Here is a 16,978-nt window from a genome sequence, read left to right as displayed (position 1 = left end):
CCCCCATCCCCATCTCTAACCAAAAATTCGCCTGAGTAACGACAATTTATTCTTATAGGGTGGATAAAGCAGTTTTACGTCTAGAAGAAAAGGTTTTTTGAGTATGCTTTTATAATGAGAAAAAGTATCAAAACCGGCTTTACCGTGATAGCTACCGATACCGCTATTTCCAATACCACCAAATGGTAAAGATGGAACAGCATAATGAATAATTGTGTGGTTAATACAACCTCCACCGAATGAAGTTTCGTTTATGACTCGTGTTTGTAGGTTTTTGTTTTGAGAAAATAAATATAACGCTAAAGGTTTTGGTTGAGAGTTAATTATATTAATGGCTTCTGAAATTTCGGTAAATTCAATTACTGGTAGAATGGGACCAAAAATTTCCGATTGCATTACTGCATCTTGCCAAGAAATATTGTCAATTATAGTAGGAGCAATATAAAGTTCCTTGGCAATTGTTTCACCACCAATAATTATATTTATATTGGGATTTTTGAAATTATTTAAATTATTTAAATTATTTAAATTATCTAAATAATCTATTAATCTATCAAATTGTTTTTGATTAATTATTCTAGCATAATCGGGACTTTGAGCAGGATTTTCACCGTAAAATTCTTGAAGACATTTTTTGATTTCATCTAATAAATAATGCTTGATTTTTTGATTAACTAAAAGATAATCTGGTGCCAGACAAGTTTGTCCAGCGTTAAAGAATTTTCCCCAAGTTATACGTCTAGCTGCGATTTTGATATCAATGTCGGTATCTACAATGCAAGGAGATTTTCCACCAAGTTCTAATGTTACAGGTGTAAGCTGTTTTGCAGCGGCTTCCATGACGATTTTACCTACAGCAGTACTACCAGTAAAAAATATATGGTCAAATTTTTCTGCTAATAACTGCTGAGAAGTTTCTACGGCTCCTTCTACTACTGACAAATATGATTTATCAAAGTATTTTTCAAAAATTTTAGCGATAAGGTTAGAAGTATGAGAAGCAATTTCTGATGGCTTGAGAATTGCACAATTACCGGCGGCTATAGCACCTATTAAAGGCACGATAATTAATTGAAACGGATAATTCCAAGCACCAATAATTAATATTACTCCTAGAGGTTCTGGATAAATTTTTGCTGAGGCTGGGAAGAATTGCCAAGGAATTTGTCTTTTTGTTGGCTTTGTCCAATTTTTTAGATGTTTGATAGCATATTCAATTTCTTTGATAACTAAGACTATTTCTGCATTAAAACTTTCTACTAATGGTTTGTGTAAATCAGCTTGTAATGCATTAAAAATTGCTGTTTCATTATCAATAACAGCTTGTTTAAGTATTTGTAACTGTTGAATACGAAAAGAAATATCTTTAGTTTTAGCACTTTGAAAAAAATCGCGTTGTTTGTGGATGATTTCAGCAAACATATTAAAATCGATGAGAATTGGTTTTGATTTATTAGGCAGTAGGCACTCAACATGAAATTTTTTTTTCATCGCCATGAATGTAAGGGTTTTTCTCACTATTCACTACTCCCTACTCACTTACAAGTCAGTAGGGTAAAACCGCGATAAAATGTAAAATCCAATTTGGGATATGATCTATTGTTTAATCGGTAAAATAACGGTGAAAACACTACCTTTACCAAGTTCGGAATTAATTTCAATAGTACCTTTATGAGCTTCAACAATACGCCGAGAAAGGTATAATCCTAAACCACTACCGGAACGTTTGTGACTTCCCGGACGAAATCTTTCAAATAACGTCGCTTGTTGCTCCGGGGAGATACCTTGTCCACTATCAACGATTTTTATAGTTATCGCATCGCAATCGGTCGCATCAGCGTCCAAAGAGATTGTAATTGAGCCATTATCGGTAAATTTGATGGCATTTCCCACTAAATTGGTGAATAATCGATGCAACTCTAAACGATCGCCCATTATTTTAGTTGCGATCGCAGTTTCATTGACATCAACTTTGATTACTAATCCTTTTTGTTCCGCTAAGGGACTTAATTCACTCTTGACTTCTTCAATCAATTTGAGAATATCAACTCGTAGAAATGCCAGAGTTTTGCGTCCGGCTTCAAAACGGTAAACTTCTAATAAAGTATTTACCATAGCCAACAGATTGCTGTTAGAACGAGCCATGATCGTAAGTGCTTCTTGCATTGATGGGGATAGTTCCCCTAAAGCACCTTCGAGAAATAATATCATCATTCGTTCCTCTGCGACCAAGGGAGTGCGTAAATCGTGGGTGAGACGGGAAACAAAATCTTCTCGCTGACGAGCAATTTCATCCCGCTCATCAATACTGTGCTTGAGTCGGAGCAGCGATCGCACTCTTGCTAGTAATTCATCAACTGTTACGGGTTTACGAATGAAATCATCAGCACCCAAATCCAAACCGTGAGCAACATTCGGTGAATCGTGAGCGGTAATTAACAAAATTGGCACAAAAGACAGATGAGTATTTTCTCTGATATTTTTAGTTACTTCATAACCATCCATTCCCGGCATCATCAAATCTAGCAATATTAAATCAAAGGCTGATTCTTCGATTTTGCTCAATGCTTTATAACCATTTTCCGCTGTACTAACTTCATAACCTTCTTCTTCTAGAATAGTTTTGATTAAGAAGATATTATCAGGAGAATCGTCAACAACTAGAATTTTGTCAGATTTGAAATAGGAAGAATTCATAGTCTAATAAAAAGGTTAATATAAGATTGTCTTTTGATTAAATTACTTGATTTTAGGTTAGTTTATAAATTGATTGTTTTCAACTACCTACAGCGATAGTTTTAACGTAAATTCAATATTTGCGATTTTATTTTCAATATAAAATACTCCTATGAGTGAAAAATAATTGAGTTTATTGATTTAAAAGTAGTATAGAGAATATATAATTCACAGCAGTGATAAAAATCACGATACAAGTTGATTTTCATCTGTTTTTTTTGTAATATAAATCTCTGAAAAAGGTGACGGAAGCAACAAAAAAAATATTTATACTCATGTTTTTAATGACTAAATTCACCTAAATTTCATTTCTTTAGAGGTAATAAATAGGGTTTTTCAGTTAAATATCTGTCAGATAAGATAATAGTTGTAAAAACATGATTTTGTGATTATATTTGTCTAATATCATGTCCGGATGATTAGTTATGATTCCGGCTCTCCCTACTCCCTTTATTACAAGTGTTTAACCGGACATGATATAAGTTATGTTCAATGAACTTGTGCTATTAAAAGTAGATAGAGCAAAGTAGAATAGCAACGATTAATTGCCATTCATGTTGAGTATAGATAAGAAGAAAATAGAATTAAACTTTTATTCTGGTTCAATTCCCGCAGCCCTTAACTGTTGTGCTAATTTTTCAGCACGTTGACGTTCAGTTTCAGCACGTTGACGCTCAGTTTCAGCACGTTGACGCTCTTTATTAGCTAATTCCGAACCCCACAATAATAATTCTTCATTTTGATTCCAGAAACGCAACCAATAGCCAGCGCGGTTTTCTCGAATACCTGACCATACGCTTAGAAAAAGGTGCATTTGAGCTATCCAATAACGATTATTTGTATCCGCTGTTTGTAGTTTATATCGTCCGGAATCATCTAATTGATAGAATTCTAAAATTCCGTTATCCGGTTCAAAAATAGCATAGTTAGGAACTTGTAAAATTTGTTCGTAAAAGAACCATTTACCAGGAGGATAAGTTGGTTTGCTGGAATATTCATTACCTTCGGTATCTGATAAAAATTCCATCACAATTACTGGAATATCTCCTTGGAGTCGTGGGGTATAACTGCGTTTTACCTCTTCTCGCGGAACTTTGATTGATGTTACATAACTCCAATCTGGTGCTTTGACTACAAACTTATTATTTAAAGTCGCACAAATTCCGTAATTAGTTGTAGTTAAGGCATTTACTGGTAATTTACCGGCTATTTCTAAACTTTCCGTTAAAGCCGCAGCAAGCAAAGGTTGATTAATATTGTCCACGGGTTCGTCATCTAATATAAAATCATCAGGTAATTTTTCCCAGGTAACTTGATGGGTGGTTGAAGTTGTTAGCATAGTTAACCTACCGGCATTATCGATTTTAAATAGTTTAATACTATTGGTTATCTCTCATAAAAGAATTGCTTCTTGAAGTACTCGTTCGCGAATTCGCTCCCTTAAGCCTTTTTCGGTGACTACATCAACATTACAACCTAATAAATCTTGCAACTCCATAAGTAATCCACCCAAATCAAAAAGGCTTCGTCCAGCATCCATTTCAACTAAAAAGTCTACATCGCTCTGTCCATCTGCTTCTTGACGTGCTACAGAACCAAAAATCCGAACATTGTATGCACCATATTTGGCTGCTGTATTCAGAATTTCTTCTCGCTTTGTTTGCAACAACTCGTAAATATTCATGGTTTGATTCACATCATAATTTAAGAAAATTCTAACTAAAAATAATGCTTTTTAATTAACAGCTAAAAGTATTTTTCTCCTGTATACTTAAAACAAGAAATACCGTTGAGCCATTGGTACAATTGTCGCAGGTTCGCAAGTCAATAACTCACCATCTGCACGCACTTCGTAGGTTTCTGAATCTACTTCTATATGCGGTAAAGCATCATTTAACTTCATATCTCGTTTACTCAATTCCCGCGTTTGAGAAACTGCGATCGCCTTTTTTCTCAACCCCAATTGATGAGGAATTTCTCTTTCGAGGGCTGCTTGAGAAACAAAAGTAAACGATGTTGCATGACGAGCATTTGCAAAACTACCAAACATTGGCTGCATATGTACTGGTTGGGGTGTGGGAATACTGGCATTAGCATCGCCCATTTGCGAATAAGCGATAAATCCACCTTTAATTACTATCTGCGGTTTCACGCCAAAAAACGCCGGTTTCCACAAACATAAATCTGCTATTTTCCCTTGCTCTACCGAACCCACATACTGAGAAATACCGTGAGTAATTGCTGGGTTAATCGTATATTTAGCAATATAACGTTTAGCACGTAAATTATCTGACCTTTCCTCAACCTCAGAGTTAGAACTAAGGTTCCCTCGCTGCACTTTCATTTTATGCGCTGTCTGCCAAGTCCGAATGATGACTTCTCCTACTCTTCCCATAGCTTGAGAATCGGAAGCAATCATACTAAACGCGCCCAAATCGTGTAAAATATCTTCTGCTGCGATGGTTTCGCGACGAATGCGGGATTCTGCAAAAGCCACATCTTCGGCTATATTGGGGTCAAGATGATGACATACCATTAACATATCCAGGTGTTCGTCTAAGGTATTCACCGTGTAAGGACGAGTAGGGTTAGTCGAAGATGGTAAAACGTTAATTTGCCCACAAACCTTGATAATGTCCGGTGCGTGTCCTCCTCCCGCGCCTTCAGTATGGTAGGTATGAATAACCCGATTTTTAAAAGCAGCAATCGTATCTTCAACAAAACCCGCTTCGTTGAGCGTATCGGTATGAATCGCTACTTGGACATCATATTCATCGGCAACGTTCAAACAGGTGTCAATTGCGGCGGGAGTAGTTCCCCAATCTTCGTGTAACTTCAACCCCATCGCCCCGGCTTCTACTTGTTCTGCGAGTCCGTGAGGTTGACTGCTGTTACCTTTACCCATAAATCCCAAGTTTACTGGGAAAGCATCGGCAGCTTGCAGCATTCGGTGAATATTCCATGGTCCCGGCGTACAAGTAGTAGCATTTGTACCAGTTGCCGGACCCGTACCGCCGCCCAACATTGTGGTAATACCAGAGGCGATCGCCACTTCGATTTGTTGCGGACAAATAAAATGGATGTGGCTGTCTATACCGCCCGCTGTCAGTATCATACCTTCACCGGCGATCGCCTCGGTTCCGGGACCGATAATAATATCTACATTGTCCTGAATATAAGGATTTCCGGCTTTACCAATTTTAAATATCTTACCGTCTTTAATCCCAATATCGGCTTTAACAATACCCCACCAATCGAGAATTAAAGCATTAGTTATTACCGTATCCACCGCACCATCAGCATTAGAAATGGGGGATTGTCCCATGCCATCGCGGATAACTTTACCACCACCGAATTTTACTTCATCACCGTAAGTTGTGAAATCTTGTTCGACTTCGATGAATAATTCGGTGTCAGCAAGACGGATTTTGTCACCAACAGTGGGACCAAAAGTTTCAGCGTAAGCACGACGGGACATTCGGTAAGACATAGATGCAGTTGTTGTAGGGGGTACTTTGAATATTTTAGGCTTGGAAGGAAGACTGAGGTTATGATTGAGTTTCTTTTTTTTAACGCAAAGGGACGCTGAGGGAAACGCAGAGGGGCGCAGAGTATGTATGAGAACGATTTGAGTGGAATTATAATTGGTTGTGCGATGCGAGTGCATACTGCTTTGGGAGCGGGTTTGTTGGAGTCGGCTTATGAGCAGTGTTTGGAGTATGAGTTGAGAAAAAAAGGTTTAAATGTTGGAAGACAAATTCCGGTTCCTCTTATTTATGAAGAAGTTGAATTAGATTGTGTTTATCGATTAGATTTAATAGTTGAAAATAAAGTAATTATTGAAGTCAAATCGGTAGAATCTCTCAAACCAATTCATGCCGTACAACTTTTAACTTACCTCAAACTCACAGATTGTAAGCTAGGACTTCTTCTCAACTTTAACGTCCTCCACCTCAAAGAAGGAATCAAACGAGTAGCAAACAAACTCTAACTCCGCGTTCCTTTGCGTTTACCTCAGCGCTACTTTGCGTTTAAAATATTTGGTCATAAGAAACAGTGAAGTTTAAAACCTGGTGGTAAGTTAGTGATTTTGGATTTGTTAGAACATGAGAATTTACGAGATATGTTGAGCGATTTTATTGCTGTTCCTTTGAATTGGTTGTTTCAAACTATAAAAAATAGGCATATTCAACAGTCACTAGAAGCAGCAGAAGCGATGAGAGAGCATCTTCGGACAGATAAGTACCTTACCTTGTCGCAAGCAAGACAAATTTATAAAAGTTCACTGAGAAAAGCAAAAGTTAGAAAGCACTTATTTTGGCGTTATTCAGTGGTTTGGGAGAAGTTGGGTAAGAGCTAAGACACAAAGTTGGGTAGAACGAAGCCTTCATCGTTAGGTGTGCCTTTGGCACAACCCAACAAAACATTTTTAAATCAACAAAATAATTTAATGTTGCTTCCATATGCTGAAAATGCAGTTATTGATATTCGTAAGCTACGTGATTACTGTCTTAATCCGGATCATCCTCAAGGAAAACACAAAGCTCGGCTATTTTCATCAATACTAGGAATGACTGTGGAGAATGCACAAGATTTACGCCAAATTCTTTTAGAAGCTGTAAAAGTTCATGAGGTTGAGTTAGGTAGACGTGATAATTTCGGGCAACGCTACACTTTAGATTTTACTCTTGAATGGCAAGGTAAAAGTACAACTCTTCGTAGTGCTTGGATTCTCGAACAAGACTCCAACACTCCTAGATTAACGACCTGCTATCCTTTGTAATATATAGAGGTAATGCAATATGACAACAAAATTTAATTTACTCGATGTCGTGGCGTTGACAGTGGATCTTCAGGAATATAATCTGTTACGCGGTCAAGTTGGTACGATAGTTGAAATCTTAGCCGATGGTGCTGCGTTTGAAGTTGAGTTTAGCGATTCAAACGGACGCACTTATGAATCTGTGGGGTTACGTCCAGAGCAGATTATGCTGTTACATTTTGAGCCATTATCCCCATTAGAATCTGAGATGGCTACGGTGTAAGCGTTTGGATTAATGTAAATATTAACCTGACAGTCTTCGAGGCAACCCTAAAATGGTACGATCGCCATCAAAAAGCATAACAAAACGAGGAGGAAGATTCATCAGTCGATACAGTATGATTATTCAATGCTCAAATAAAGACCAGCTTTTTTTAATCACCATTCCAGAATTTAGCGATCGCGTTCTCATGCCTTGTACTCATGGTAAAACTCGTGAAGAAGCGATTCGTAGCGGTGAGGAAGTAATTGAAATGTATTTGGAAGCTTGGCAAGTTGAAGGTGAATCCATTCCGGAACCTAGTACGCTTCAAATTGCTTGATAGAAGCAAATAATCCTCCCTCCGCGCTCCTCCGCGTTTACCTTTGCGCTCCTTTGCGTTTCGGAATTACTTGTCGTATCCCACCTCTAGCACCTTCAACATCACCTTTATAGCGAGGAATAACATGAATTCCCGCGTGCATGACATTTTGTCCAGCATCTCGATTAATATTCATTCCCACATTAAAACCATCTGGTGCAAATTCTTTACCAATAATTTCTTGCACTTTATTAGCCATTAACCAACAAGCGGATTGTTCTTTGAATGGTAGTTCAAAATAGTTGCTAACGTGACGTTTGGGAATAATTAATGTATGTCCTTTACTCAAAGGATATCCGTCAAGTATGGCATATGCTGTTGCTGATTCGGTTAGTAATATCAGACTTTTACGGGGATTACAAAATATACAATTTTCAGATGAATGTCTTTGATGATTGTAATGAATATATTCGTAAATTTCGCAGTTTTCGTTTATATATATTGAATTAAAAGGAAGTTTCACCATACATTGATATGTCGGTTTTTTATGAACATAATGTTCTCTCCATCCTTCTCTTTTTATATCTCGTCTCACTGCAAAATAAGCTTTACCTCCTGGCTTTAATAAATGCGATACTTCCATCAATACCTTAGCTTGTTCTTCTTGAAATAAAACGTTTAAGACGTAAAAACAAATTATTGTATCGAATTTATTATGAGGATATTGTGTGAAATAATAAGGGTCATAACCTGTAATATCAAATCCTTTTTGTTGCAATAATTTGACATCATTACCGAAGCCACATCCAAAGTCTAAAATTTTGCCTTGAAGGAAATTTTGGTCTAATAAAACTTTTGCTGGATATGATAAATTAGTCCTTTCTATTGCAGTCAGGTGAGTAAATTTATTTTGTTGTTTTTGCATTTAATTATTTATGGTCAAATAAATCGAGGTTTTTAAAAACTTCGATTTAACTATGAATATTTATTTAGTGATTTAAAATATAACTTAGTTAATTAATTTAAATGTTCAGTAAATTTTCGAGTATTGCTCTTTTTTAACGCAAAGGTACGCGGAATTAAGCGCAAAGAAAACCCCGAGAGCAAGAAGTTTGACATAATAAATGGCTGATTTGAGCCTCTGACTGTATAACCACGGATGGTTAGGAAATCAGTGGTGAGATATTTCAGGAATAATGCGGACGCATTGTCCCGAAATATCATGGTACTTTACACATTAGCGTTCCTCTGCTAAAGAGGGCTTAAACCGCCCTCTTAGCATTTTTCTTAGTTTAACTCAGAAATTCCTAAACATCCTCCCCATCTCCAATATCGCGCTTCGGTGGACGTTTGTATGTAAAGGTAAAGGTATCGCCACTAGTAATTACTCGCCGCATCTCATCATACATTGGATAATTACCTACACCGCTAAGACTTGCCCAACCACGCGCTCTAGTTAAGGCTACAAACAATTGGTTGCGATGATTCATGTCATTCTCATTACGAGCAACTTTATCAAAACCCACTACATAAACCATATCAGCTTCGTGTCCTTTGGCGCGGTTGATGCGAGATACAGTAACACCATTTTCACACCAGAATTTATCAGGACTATTATTCGGATATTCTGGATACAAATCGTTTAATATTTTAGCGGTAGGAATATAAACGTCAATATTTTGGTCAATTAAGAAGTCAGCAACTTCTCTTTCTAGTTCTATCGCTTCAGAAGTAGAACCTAAAACAACTACTAAAATATCGCGACTGGGATTAAGACTATCATTAACGATATTGTGCATGATGTTCTGGGCTAAAGCTGTTAATTCTTCTTGACGAGAATTATATGTTTGAAATTCCAATACCGATTCTCCCCAAAGTTCAGGGATTGGGTTGGGAGAAAATTGTGGCGATCGCACTATGGTAATTGGTTTACCAACTTTGCGAAAATCACCTTGAACTTCGTAACCGATTCTGTCCCAATCTTTTTTATTTGTGATACCAGAAAGCATTCCTTCTTCACGCAACAAACCCATACCAATGGCGTGGGCTGCGGTTAAAATTGGTCCTGGAGTACGGTAACAATGGCGCATAACTTCGGAACGTTTGATACCGCCAGCGTATTGTGGCTGTTTGTTGAGAAGATTGCTTAATTCTGCACCAAATATTTCTTTGGCTTTTGGTACAACTAAACTATCAAGGCTTTGTGCTTCATCGTAAGCCCAAATTAAACGTTTTTCTTGTGGTGTTTCGTCGTTTACAGGTCGTAAAGCTTGATAAGCTAACCAGTAAACAGCTTGTTTATCTTGATATTTTAAACTTTCGTCAGCAACTAAATCTTGACCTTCATCAATCAAGATAGCGTCAAACATCGGCTCAATTGTGATTTCTTCTTGTAACCGTTTGCATAACTCTACTAAACCGCGATTTGGTTGTCCTTGATTCGTATCTACAACCGTTCCGCGTCTTTTACCGTGGTATTCGCAAATTGTGCCATATAAACCCGGTTGTTCCTTTGCACCCCAAGCATGAAGTACGCGCAATTTCAAATTGGTTTTGGGGTCGTAGTGTAATTCGCCACCACTAAAACGACGTATCCACTGGTCTACCAAGCCAGTCATTAAATCGTATAGAGAGCGAGTGAAAAACACCAAAGCAATATCCCAATCGGGATGCTTCAAATGCATATGCGCTGCTTTTTGACATAACAACACAGTTTTACCAGAACCTGCGATACCGCGAATACGCTGAGGTCCTGGGGGTATTTCTTTACCAATATGTTCTTGCTGTAAATCGATGTAGTAAAGGTTTTGACGCAAAGCATCCATCACACTAGCCCTGGTTTTACCAGTGGTGGTGATATCACGTTGAGGTTTGCGAAGTATGGGAGTTCCACCAATTACTGAAAGTAGTAATTCCCAGTCTTTATCCTCTAAATTTTCTCCAGGAACTAGGGGAGAGCTTTGTTGAATGCCTTCGAGTAAAACAGTTTTGCTTAACTGGTCTTGAAAAATAATTGTAGGGCAATTGGGTAATTGATTAAAACCTCTTTCCTGCCATTGTTCCTGAGTAATTAAAGGTAGTGCAACAATAATTCTACCGTTGACTTTACGCCAAATAGCTGGTTCTCGGTCAGCATATGCGATTATTGCCCGTAATTGATGTTCTGCGTGTTGAGATGGAGATGCTTCGGCACGAACAAAGTTTTGTAATAGCCAATTGCGATCGCTAATTTCGGTTATTTGGTCAATGGTAACTGGTAAAATTTCAATTACCGTTAAACCAAATTCGCGATCGACAACCAGAATATCGGGTTCCTTACGTATTTCCCCGACTTTCGAGAAAATCGGATATCGCCAATAGCCGATACAGTTTCGATCTGCAAAGGCGCTTTTAACAGCATCCCATACTTTTTGTTCTCCTGATTGTGTTCCGGATTTGATCGGTTCAGTCGTGATAAATTTATTATTGGTATCTTCAAAAGTCATTTAAGCTAATCCACATTTAATTGCTGAAATAAATGAACTTTTATTACGCAAAATTGCCCGCAGACTAGAAGTCTGGGGCTATACTTACAAAACTTGTCTACGCACCCTTTAAAAAAGTAATAAAAGTTTCATTAGTGTTGCTAAATTAACATCGCTTTAGTGTTTGTTGCCAGTGCAGATACACGGATGAACAGTGATGCTAAGGGGTTTTATATCTCAGTAATAATACCAATTGTAATTAATTTTTGTATGACTATTAATACTTAATTATTGCTTGGAAAAATATTTTGTTTAAATTTGAATTATCAAAGAAAGATCAAGGCTTAACTGTAATGGTGATAGTTGTTTTTCGTGGCTATTTGTATTTATCTTTGACTTGGAACCAATTTCATAGTTGGCAATGAATAATTCTTTACCTTTGGCAGCACTACCTTGTTTATAGTTATTCATCCCATACTGCAATTCCCAGTCTTGAATCTGTGCCGATTTAAAGTTTTCTCTAATACAAGGAGAATCATCATAGGTTATCAACCACTTTTGCGGACAATTCGTAACCAACGACGCAAATCTCTGATGGTTAAAAGAACTGTGTAAATCACCATTCTTACCATATAATTTAGATTTAGTTGCTGCAAAATAAGGAGGGTCTAAAAATATAAATATATCTTTATCTTTCTTTTCTCGAACAATTTTGTGCGGTAATATCTCAGCACAAAAGCTTTCCGGTTCTGATTTTAATAGTTCGCTGTAATCTAAATTAGTAATTATTACATCTGATGTTAATATTTGTGCTAATTTTTCGAGACGATCTATAGATGAATATGTAAACCGTTGATGAAAAGCTTGCTGGGAAAATCCCCCAGACTCGACAGTTCCAGAAAAAGTAATTCGATTAAGAACAAAGAAGCGAACAGCTCTGTCAAAATCAGGTAATTTGTTGACATCTACACTTGTCAATTCCTTAAATAATAATTTTCCATTTGCATATTGTTTTTTAATACTACGTATTTCTTCTACAAGCTTTGGTAGATCAGATTGAGAATATTTCCAAAATAAAAATAATTCGCGATTTAAATCGTTAATCCAAATTTTGAGATGGGGAAATTTTTGTTTTAAATATATAAATATGGAACCACCACCCACAAAAGGTTCTCTATACTCAGAAAAACTATCTGGTAAACATTCAGCTATTTGATTGACGGCTTTCGATTTCCCACCTGGGTAACGTAGTGGACTTTTGATCATAATTACTGGCACAACTCACTCAATTTTGTGATAACTAACAAATTATATGGTGACAAGTACCCCAAACCCTAAGTCGGACAAAGGTTTTGAAATTGAAAGTTACAGTTCTAGGATTTACGCAAAAGTAACGTGATTAGGTCATTATTCGCTATGGGATATAATCATCCGCATTGCTGAGATGAATGGCATCCTGCGAGTGATTGCTTCCATACACACTTCCTCGCTGATGTTTTGATCTCAAATTTTTAACGGAGAGGGTGGGATTCGAACCCACGGTACCTTTCGGTACACTCGATTTCAAGTCGAGCGCATTCGACCACTCTGCCACCTCTCCAACTAATAGCTGTCAGCAATTAATCTTGAGCAATGAAGCTGAGATAATGGCTGACCAAACAAATATAAATTATACTATATTTTTACGTTGTTTGCACTATGGTCGTGGATTTTTGATAAAGAATATCTTCAGATTTAATCGTGAAGTCGTTACCAATCCACACAAGTGAAGCTTTCGTGACTTTTCCATCTTCAAGTTCCACAATTGAGAAATTACGCAGCTTGTCTTGAGGTTTTTCGATAATTCGCGGTACGCTGGCTGCATTTAAATAAATAATTCCCTCCGGACTTCTAAAAATAGGTTTTCGCAATGCTTTTGTATGTCGCAGGGTGTGGTGCATATGTCCGAATGTCACCAAAGGAATATTTTTACCAGTGGTGATACTTTGAGAAATTGCTTCGGCAAAGTCGGGGTCGCCGTAATCACCGCCAATAGGATGCCAATCTTTGCCGCAGGGGTCTTCGGGTTTATCTCCTAATCCGGAAGGACCATTGTGACCGAGAAAGATTATCGTTTCATAAGTAGCACTATTGACTGCTTCCATAATTCGGCTTGTTGATTCTTCCAGAGTTGCGACTCCAAATCTTTCTTTACATAAATCGGCAAATTTCCATGTCGGTCCACCCCAAGTAAAAGGACGACTTCCCACCACAGTTAAGTTGAATTCAGGAAAATCCAGCTTACCGAAACCAACGTGAGTATCGCCTAAAAAATCCAGTTGTTGCTGCACCCAATCTTCCTTGGTGCGGTCATAAGGACACTTTTTACGTCCCCATTCGGTGGCAGTGTACCATGCATCGTGGTTGCCCATTACCGCTGCTTTGGGGATATGTAGATCGGCGATTTTTCTCACAACTTCCACCGACTCATTTCCAAAATCCCCAACGAACAGCACTAAGTCAACGTGCAGACGCTCAAGTGCAATACCGTCTTCGTTTTCCCATTGGTCGTGAACGTCTCCGACTACAGCGATTTTTAGAGTTTTCGAGTTTGTTAACTGAGTGCTTGTCATGCCACTTTCCTTTCCATATGTTTCCAGGATAGGAAACTCAAACCGATTTTGGCACAATTTTTCGGAAGTAGTATTATCCACCTCTTATTTTTGGTAAAAAGTACTATAATTATTTGAAGATTAAAAATTACATCTTGCTATATACGTATAATTTAATTGCCAAGCCCTTTGAACAATTGTGGATTTTAAATTTTATATTTTGGATTAATGATTATGGATTATTTGGATTATAAGCAAGCTCTTGGTTTAAAAGTTGTGGGGATAATTTAAAACTTAATCCTAAAATCAATAGCTTCTTCTTTCAAATAGTGGATAATCTAAAATCCAAAATCCAAAATTGTTTTTGGGGTTAGGTAAGGCTTTGTACCAAAATGCAAGATTTTGAATTTAAAAAGAACATTAAGCCTAATCCTATTGTGTTTACTACTGCACTGCGAAGACGCGAAACAACCCAACTGGGTGCATTACCGCTAGATTTATTTGCAGCAATTGAGAGTCTTAAAAAAGAACTTAATGCTGTCATTTTGGCGCACTACTATCAAGAACCGGATATTCAAGATATTGCAGACTTTATTGGTGACTCGTTGCAACTTTCCAGAGCAGCAGCTAATACCAATGCAGATGTTATTGTTTTTGCTGGTGTTCACTTTATGGCAGAAACAGCAAAGATTCTTAACCCTGATAAGTTGGTATTGTTACCGGATTTGGATGCTGGTTGTTCGTTAGCTGATAGTTGTCCACCGCCGGAGTTTGCAGCGTTTATTGCCGCGCATCCAGAACATTTAGTGATTTCTTACATCAACTGTACTGCGGAAATTAAGGCGATGAGCGATATTATCTGTACTAGTTCTAACGCGGTCAAAATTGTGCAGCAGATACCGGAAGAACAAGCGATTATTTTTGCACCAGATCGTAATTTAGGACGGTATGTAATGCAACAAACTGGACGTGATTTACTGTTATGGCAAGGTAGTTGTATCGTTCATGAAACCTTTTCCGAAAAGAAGATTGTCCAGTTAAAAATTGCACATCCTTTATCTGAAATAATTGCTCATCCGGAATGCGAAACAACTGTATTGCAACACGCTGATTTTATTGGTTCGACAGCAGCTTTATTAAAATATTGTCAGCAAAGTTCGAGTGATGAATTTATTGTTGCTACCGAACCGGGAATCATTCATCAAATGCAAAAACAAGCACCTCACAAACGGTTTATTCCCGCACCACCAACGAATAATTGTAATTGTAACGAGTGTCCGTTTATGCGGTTGAATACTTTAGAAAAGCTGTATTTAGCTATGAAGAATCGCACACCCGAAATCACTATGAGTGAAGAGACAAGAGTTAGGGCTTTACGTCCAATGGAGCGGATGTTGGAGATGAGTGTTTAAGTAGATATTTGTAGATGTAGAGACGTAGTGGTAAAACTGCGTCTCTAGAATCGAGAACTAAAACGACTTATTATTCGCTTGTTTTAGCGCCGACTCACTATATTTTTTATAAAGCTGAATCCTTGTTTGCGCGTCTTTGAAGCGACTATGACTAGATGGAACTTTAGCCATTAAATCGGAAGCACGTTGCCATCTAGCAGCTAAATCTAACCAGTCAGCAGAAGTTGTGATTGTTTGTCCATCTTCAACCGCTTGGTTGGCAATTCGCACTGCTACACCAAAAAGGTCATCTTCGGCTTGAGATGAATTAACAACAGATGCTTCTAACTGATTTTGGTAAACATCTTTAGGTTTCAAAGATTTTATTTGAGGTGTATTAGGTGCTTTATATTTCAAAGCTGCTGTTTGTATTGAATTATTTTTATTACTACCCTGTAAATAATAAGCAAGCCAACCTACTGATAGTAGTAATATGCATAAACTTAATACATTTAATATCCGCCCAAAGAAGGATTTTGTAAGTCGATTATTGTTATTAACTATTAAATGTCGAGAAGATTTAGGCTGAAGTAATTGCGGTTTTTGTGATACGTTTTTATTATCTTTGAAATCTTTTATTATTTGCTGTAAAGCATTAGGTTTTTTTAAAGTAATTTCTTCTGACCACAGCAATTGATTTTCTGGATCGCGATTTATTTCTTCTAACCACAACAATTGTTGCTCTCGGACAATACGACTATTTATGTGAACCTTATAAATGTTACGAGGTGCAATAGATTCTAGTATCTGCCGAATTTGCTGTATTAAAATCGATTTCTCCAGTTTTTCTATGGTTCGAGCTTCACATAAAAGTTGTAAAACTCCACTATCGAAAACTGCTCTGGTTCTCACGCCAGAATCAGCTAACTTTTCATTCAATATTTGAATAATTGCTGCAATACTACCTTGGCTAGCTTGCAAAGCAATATCATTTATTTGATTAACCATTTGTGAAATCGTAATTGTTTGTCAATTTTAAATTGTTAACAGACAATTTAATCTAAAAAAATCAAACTTTTTGTTCCTTAAAAACTTCTATAGACTTATATTTTTGATATTTTACTTTGATTGTAAGTTGAAAAATATCAAATTGGCAAACAATCTAATAAAAGCGTGGATTCAACGAATTACACAGAAGTCGGTTTTTAGGATAAATGTCTGTACTCACAGGCAATCCTTATAAAAACCTGACTTCTAAATCATTATCGAACTCACATTAATAAAACAAAAAGAAAGCCCCCTTCAATTATACCGAAGGAGACTTTCTTTTAAATTAAAAACCTGGCACCGAGCTATTTTCACAGGAGGCAACCCTCCAACTATCGTCGCCGCAACAGCGTTTCACCTCTGAGTTCGGGATGGGATCAGTGTGGTTCCACCGTGCCATAGGCAC

16 protein-coding genes, 1 tRNA gene and 1 rRNA gene are annotated in these 16,978 nt (G+C 37.3%); 6 read left to right on the top strand and 12 right to left on the bottom strand.

Annotated elements, in window-relative coordinates; all coding sequences use genetic code 11:
• Window positions 1-15: 15 nt before the first annotated feature.
• The 5 genes from IQ247_RS26515 to ureC form a co-directional block, all read right to left on the bottom strand.
• Window positions 16-1,422: an aldehyde dehydrogenase gene (locus tag IQ247_RS26515; RefSeq protein WP_193924553.1), complete on the bottom strand. Its 1,407-nt coding sequence runs from the start codon at window positions 1,420-1,422 to the stop codon at window positions 16-18.
• A gap of 174 nt (window positions 1,423-1,596) precedes the next feature.
• Window positions 1,597-2,697, bottom strand: a complete 1,101-nt coding sequence (locus tag IQ247_RS26510) for an ATP-binding response regulator (protein WP_193924547.1) — start codon at window positions 2,695-2,697, stop codon at window positions 1,597-1,599.
• 631 nt (window positions 2,698-3,328) lie between these two features.
• Entirely contained in the window at window positions 3,329-4,075 is a 747-nt protein-coding gene (locus tag IQ247_RS26505; RefSeq protein ID WP_193924545.1) for a Uma2 family endonuclease, read from the bottom strand.
• A 54-nt stretch (window positions 4,076-4,129) separates the two neighbouring features.
• Window positions 4,130-4,420: a nucleotidyltransferase family protein gene (locus IQ247_RS26500; RefSeq protein ID WP_193924544.1), complete on the bottom strand. Its 291-nt coding sequence runs from the start codon at window positions 4,418-4,420 to the stop codon at window positions 4,130-4,132.
• 87 nt (window positions 4,421-4,507) lie between these two features.
• Window positions 4,508-6,226, bottom strand: coding sequence for an urease subunit alpha (gene ureC, locus IQ247_RS26495; RefSeq protein ID WP_193924543.1), 1,719 nt, complete (start codon window positions 6,224-6,226; stop codon window positions 4,508-4,510).
• 123 nt (window positions 6,227-6,349) lie between these two features.
• Here ureC and IQ247_RS26490 point away from each other — a divergent pair, with 123 nt between their 5' ends.
• The 5 genes from IQ247_RS26490 (at window position 6,350) to IQ247_RS26470 (ending at window position 8,100) form a co-directional block, all read left to right on the top strand.
• A complete protein-coding gene (locus IQ247_RS26490; RefSeq protein WP_193924542.1) occupies window positions 6,350-6,727 on the top strand; it encodes a GxxExxY protein in 378 nt (125 codons plus the stop codon).
• Window positions 6,728-6,820: 93 nt separating this feature from the next.
• A complete protein-coding gene (locus IQ247_RS26485) occupies window positions 6,821-7,096 on the top strand; it encodes a hypothetical protein (protein ID WP_228060057.1) in 276 nt (91 codons plus the stop codon).
• A gap of 9 nt (window positions 7,097-7,105) precedes the next feature.
• Entirely contained in the window at window positions 7,106-7,519 is a 414-nt protein-coding gene (locus IQ247_RS26480; RefSeq protein ID WP_228060056.1) for a DUF6883 domain-containing protein, read from the top strand.
• Window positions 7,520-7,538: 19 nt separating this feature from the next.
• Window positions 7,539-7,781 carry a DUF4926 domain-containing protein gene (locus tag IQ247_RS26475; RefSeq protein WP_193924541.1) on the top strand — a complete coding sequence of 81 codons (243 nt, stop codon included), beginning with the start codon at window positions 7,539-7,541 and terminating at the stop codon, window positions 7,779-7,781.
• Between the two features lie 100 nt (window positions 7,782-7,881).
• On the top strand, window positions 7,882-8,100 hold the full coding sequence (locus tag IQ247_RS26470; protein WP_193924550.1) for a type II toxin-antitoxin system HicB family antitoxin: 219 nt from the start codon (window positions 7,882-7,884) through the stop codon (window positions 8,098-8,100).
• A 37-nt stretch (window positions 8,101-8,137) separates the two neighbouring features.
• Here the strand turns inward: IQ247_RS26470 and IQ247_RS26465 are convergent, their stop codons facing one another.
• The 5 genes from IQ247_RS26465 to IQ247_RS26445 form a co-directional block, all read right to left on the bottom strand.
• On the bottom strand, window positions 8,138-9,004 hold the full coding sequence (locus IQ247_RS26465; protein ID WP_193924540.1) for an HIT family protein: 867 nt from the start codon (window positions 9,002-9,004) through the stop codon (window positions 8,138-8,140).
• A 382-nt stretch (window positions 9,005-9,386) separates the two neighbouring features.
• Window positions 9,387-11,564 (bottom strand): DEAD/DEAH box helicase, encoded by a 2,178-nt coding sequence (locus IQ247_RS26460; RefSeq protein ID WP_193924538.1) that lies wholly within the window; start codon window positions 11,562-11,564, stop codon window positions 9,387-9,389.
• 291 nt (window positions 11,565-11,855) lie between these two features.
• Window positions 11,856-12,809 carry a DNA adenine methylase gene (locus tag IQ247_RS26455; RefSeq protein WP_193924536.1) on the bottom strand — a complete coding sequence of 318 codons (954 nt, stop codon included), beginning with the start codon at window positions 12,807-12,809 and terminating at the stop codon, window positions 11,856-11,858.
• A gap of 249 nt (window positions 12,810-13,058) precedes the next feature.
• Window positions 13,059-13,143, bottom strand: a tRNA-Ser gene (locus IQ247_RS26450).
• A gap of 82 nt (window positions 13,144-13,225) precedes the next feature.
• Window positions 13,226-14,155: a TIGR04168 family protein gene (locus IQ247_RS26445; protein WP_193924535.1), complete on the bottom strand. Its 930-nt coding sequence runs from the start codon at window positions 14,153-14,155 to the stop codon at window positions 13,226-13,228.
• A gap of 416 nt (window positions 14,156-14,571) precedes the next feature.
• Between IQ247_RS26445 and nadA the strand changes: the two genes are divergently transcribed.
• On the top strand, window positions 14,572-15,546 hold the full coding sequence (gene nadA, locus IQ247_RS26440; RefSeq protein ID WP_193924549.1) for a quinolinate synthase NadA: 975 nt from the start codon (window positions 14,572-14,574) through the stop codon (window positions 15,544-15,546).
• A gap of 57 nt (window positions 15,547-15,603) precedes the next feature.
• On the opposite strand, the gene IQ247_RS26435 is transcribed toward nadA, so the two are convergent.
• Window positions 15,604-16,533 (bottom strand): hypothetical protein, encoded by a 930-nt coding sequence (locus tag IQ247_RS26435; RefSeq protein ID WP_193924534.1) that lies wholly within the window; start codon window positions 16,531-16,533, stop codon window positions 15,604-15,606.
• 331 nt (window positions 16,534-16,864) lie between these two features.
• A 5S ribosomal RNA gene (gene rrf / locus IQ247_RS26430) occupies window positions 16,865-16,978 on the bottom strand; the annotation flags it as partial.

This window comes from Plectonema cf. radiosum LEGE 06105, from assembly GCF_015207665.1.
In the GTDB taxonomy this organism is placed as follows: Bacteria; Cyanobacteriota; Cyanobacteriia; order Cyanobacteriales; family Nostocaceae; genus Rivularia; species Rivularia radiosa_A.
This window is presented reverse-complemented; position numbering and strand designations above follow the sequence as displayed.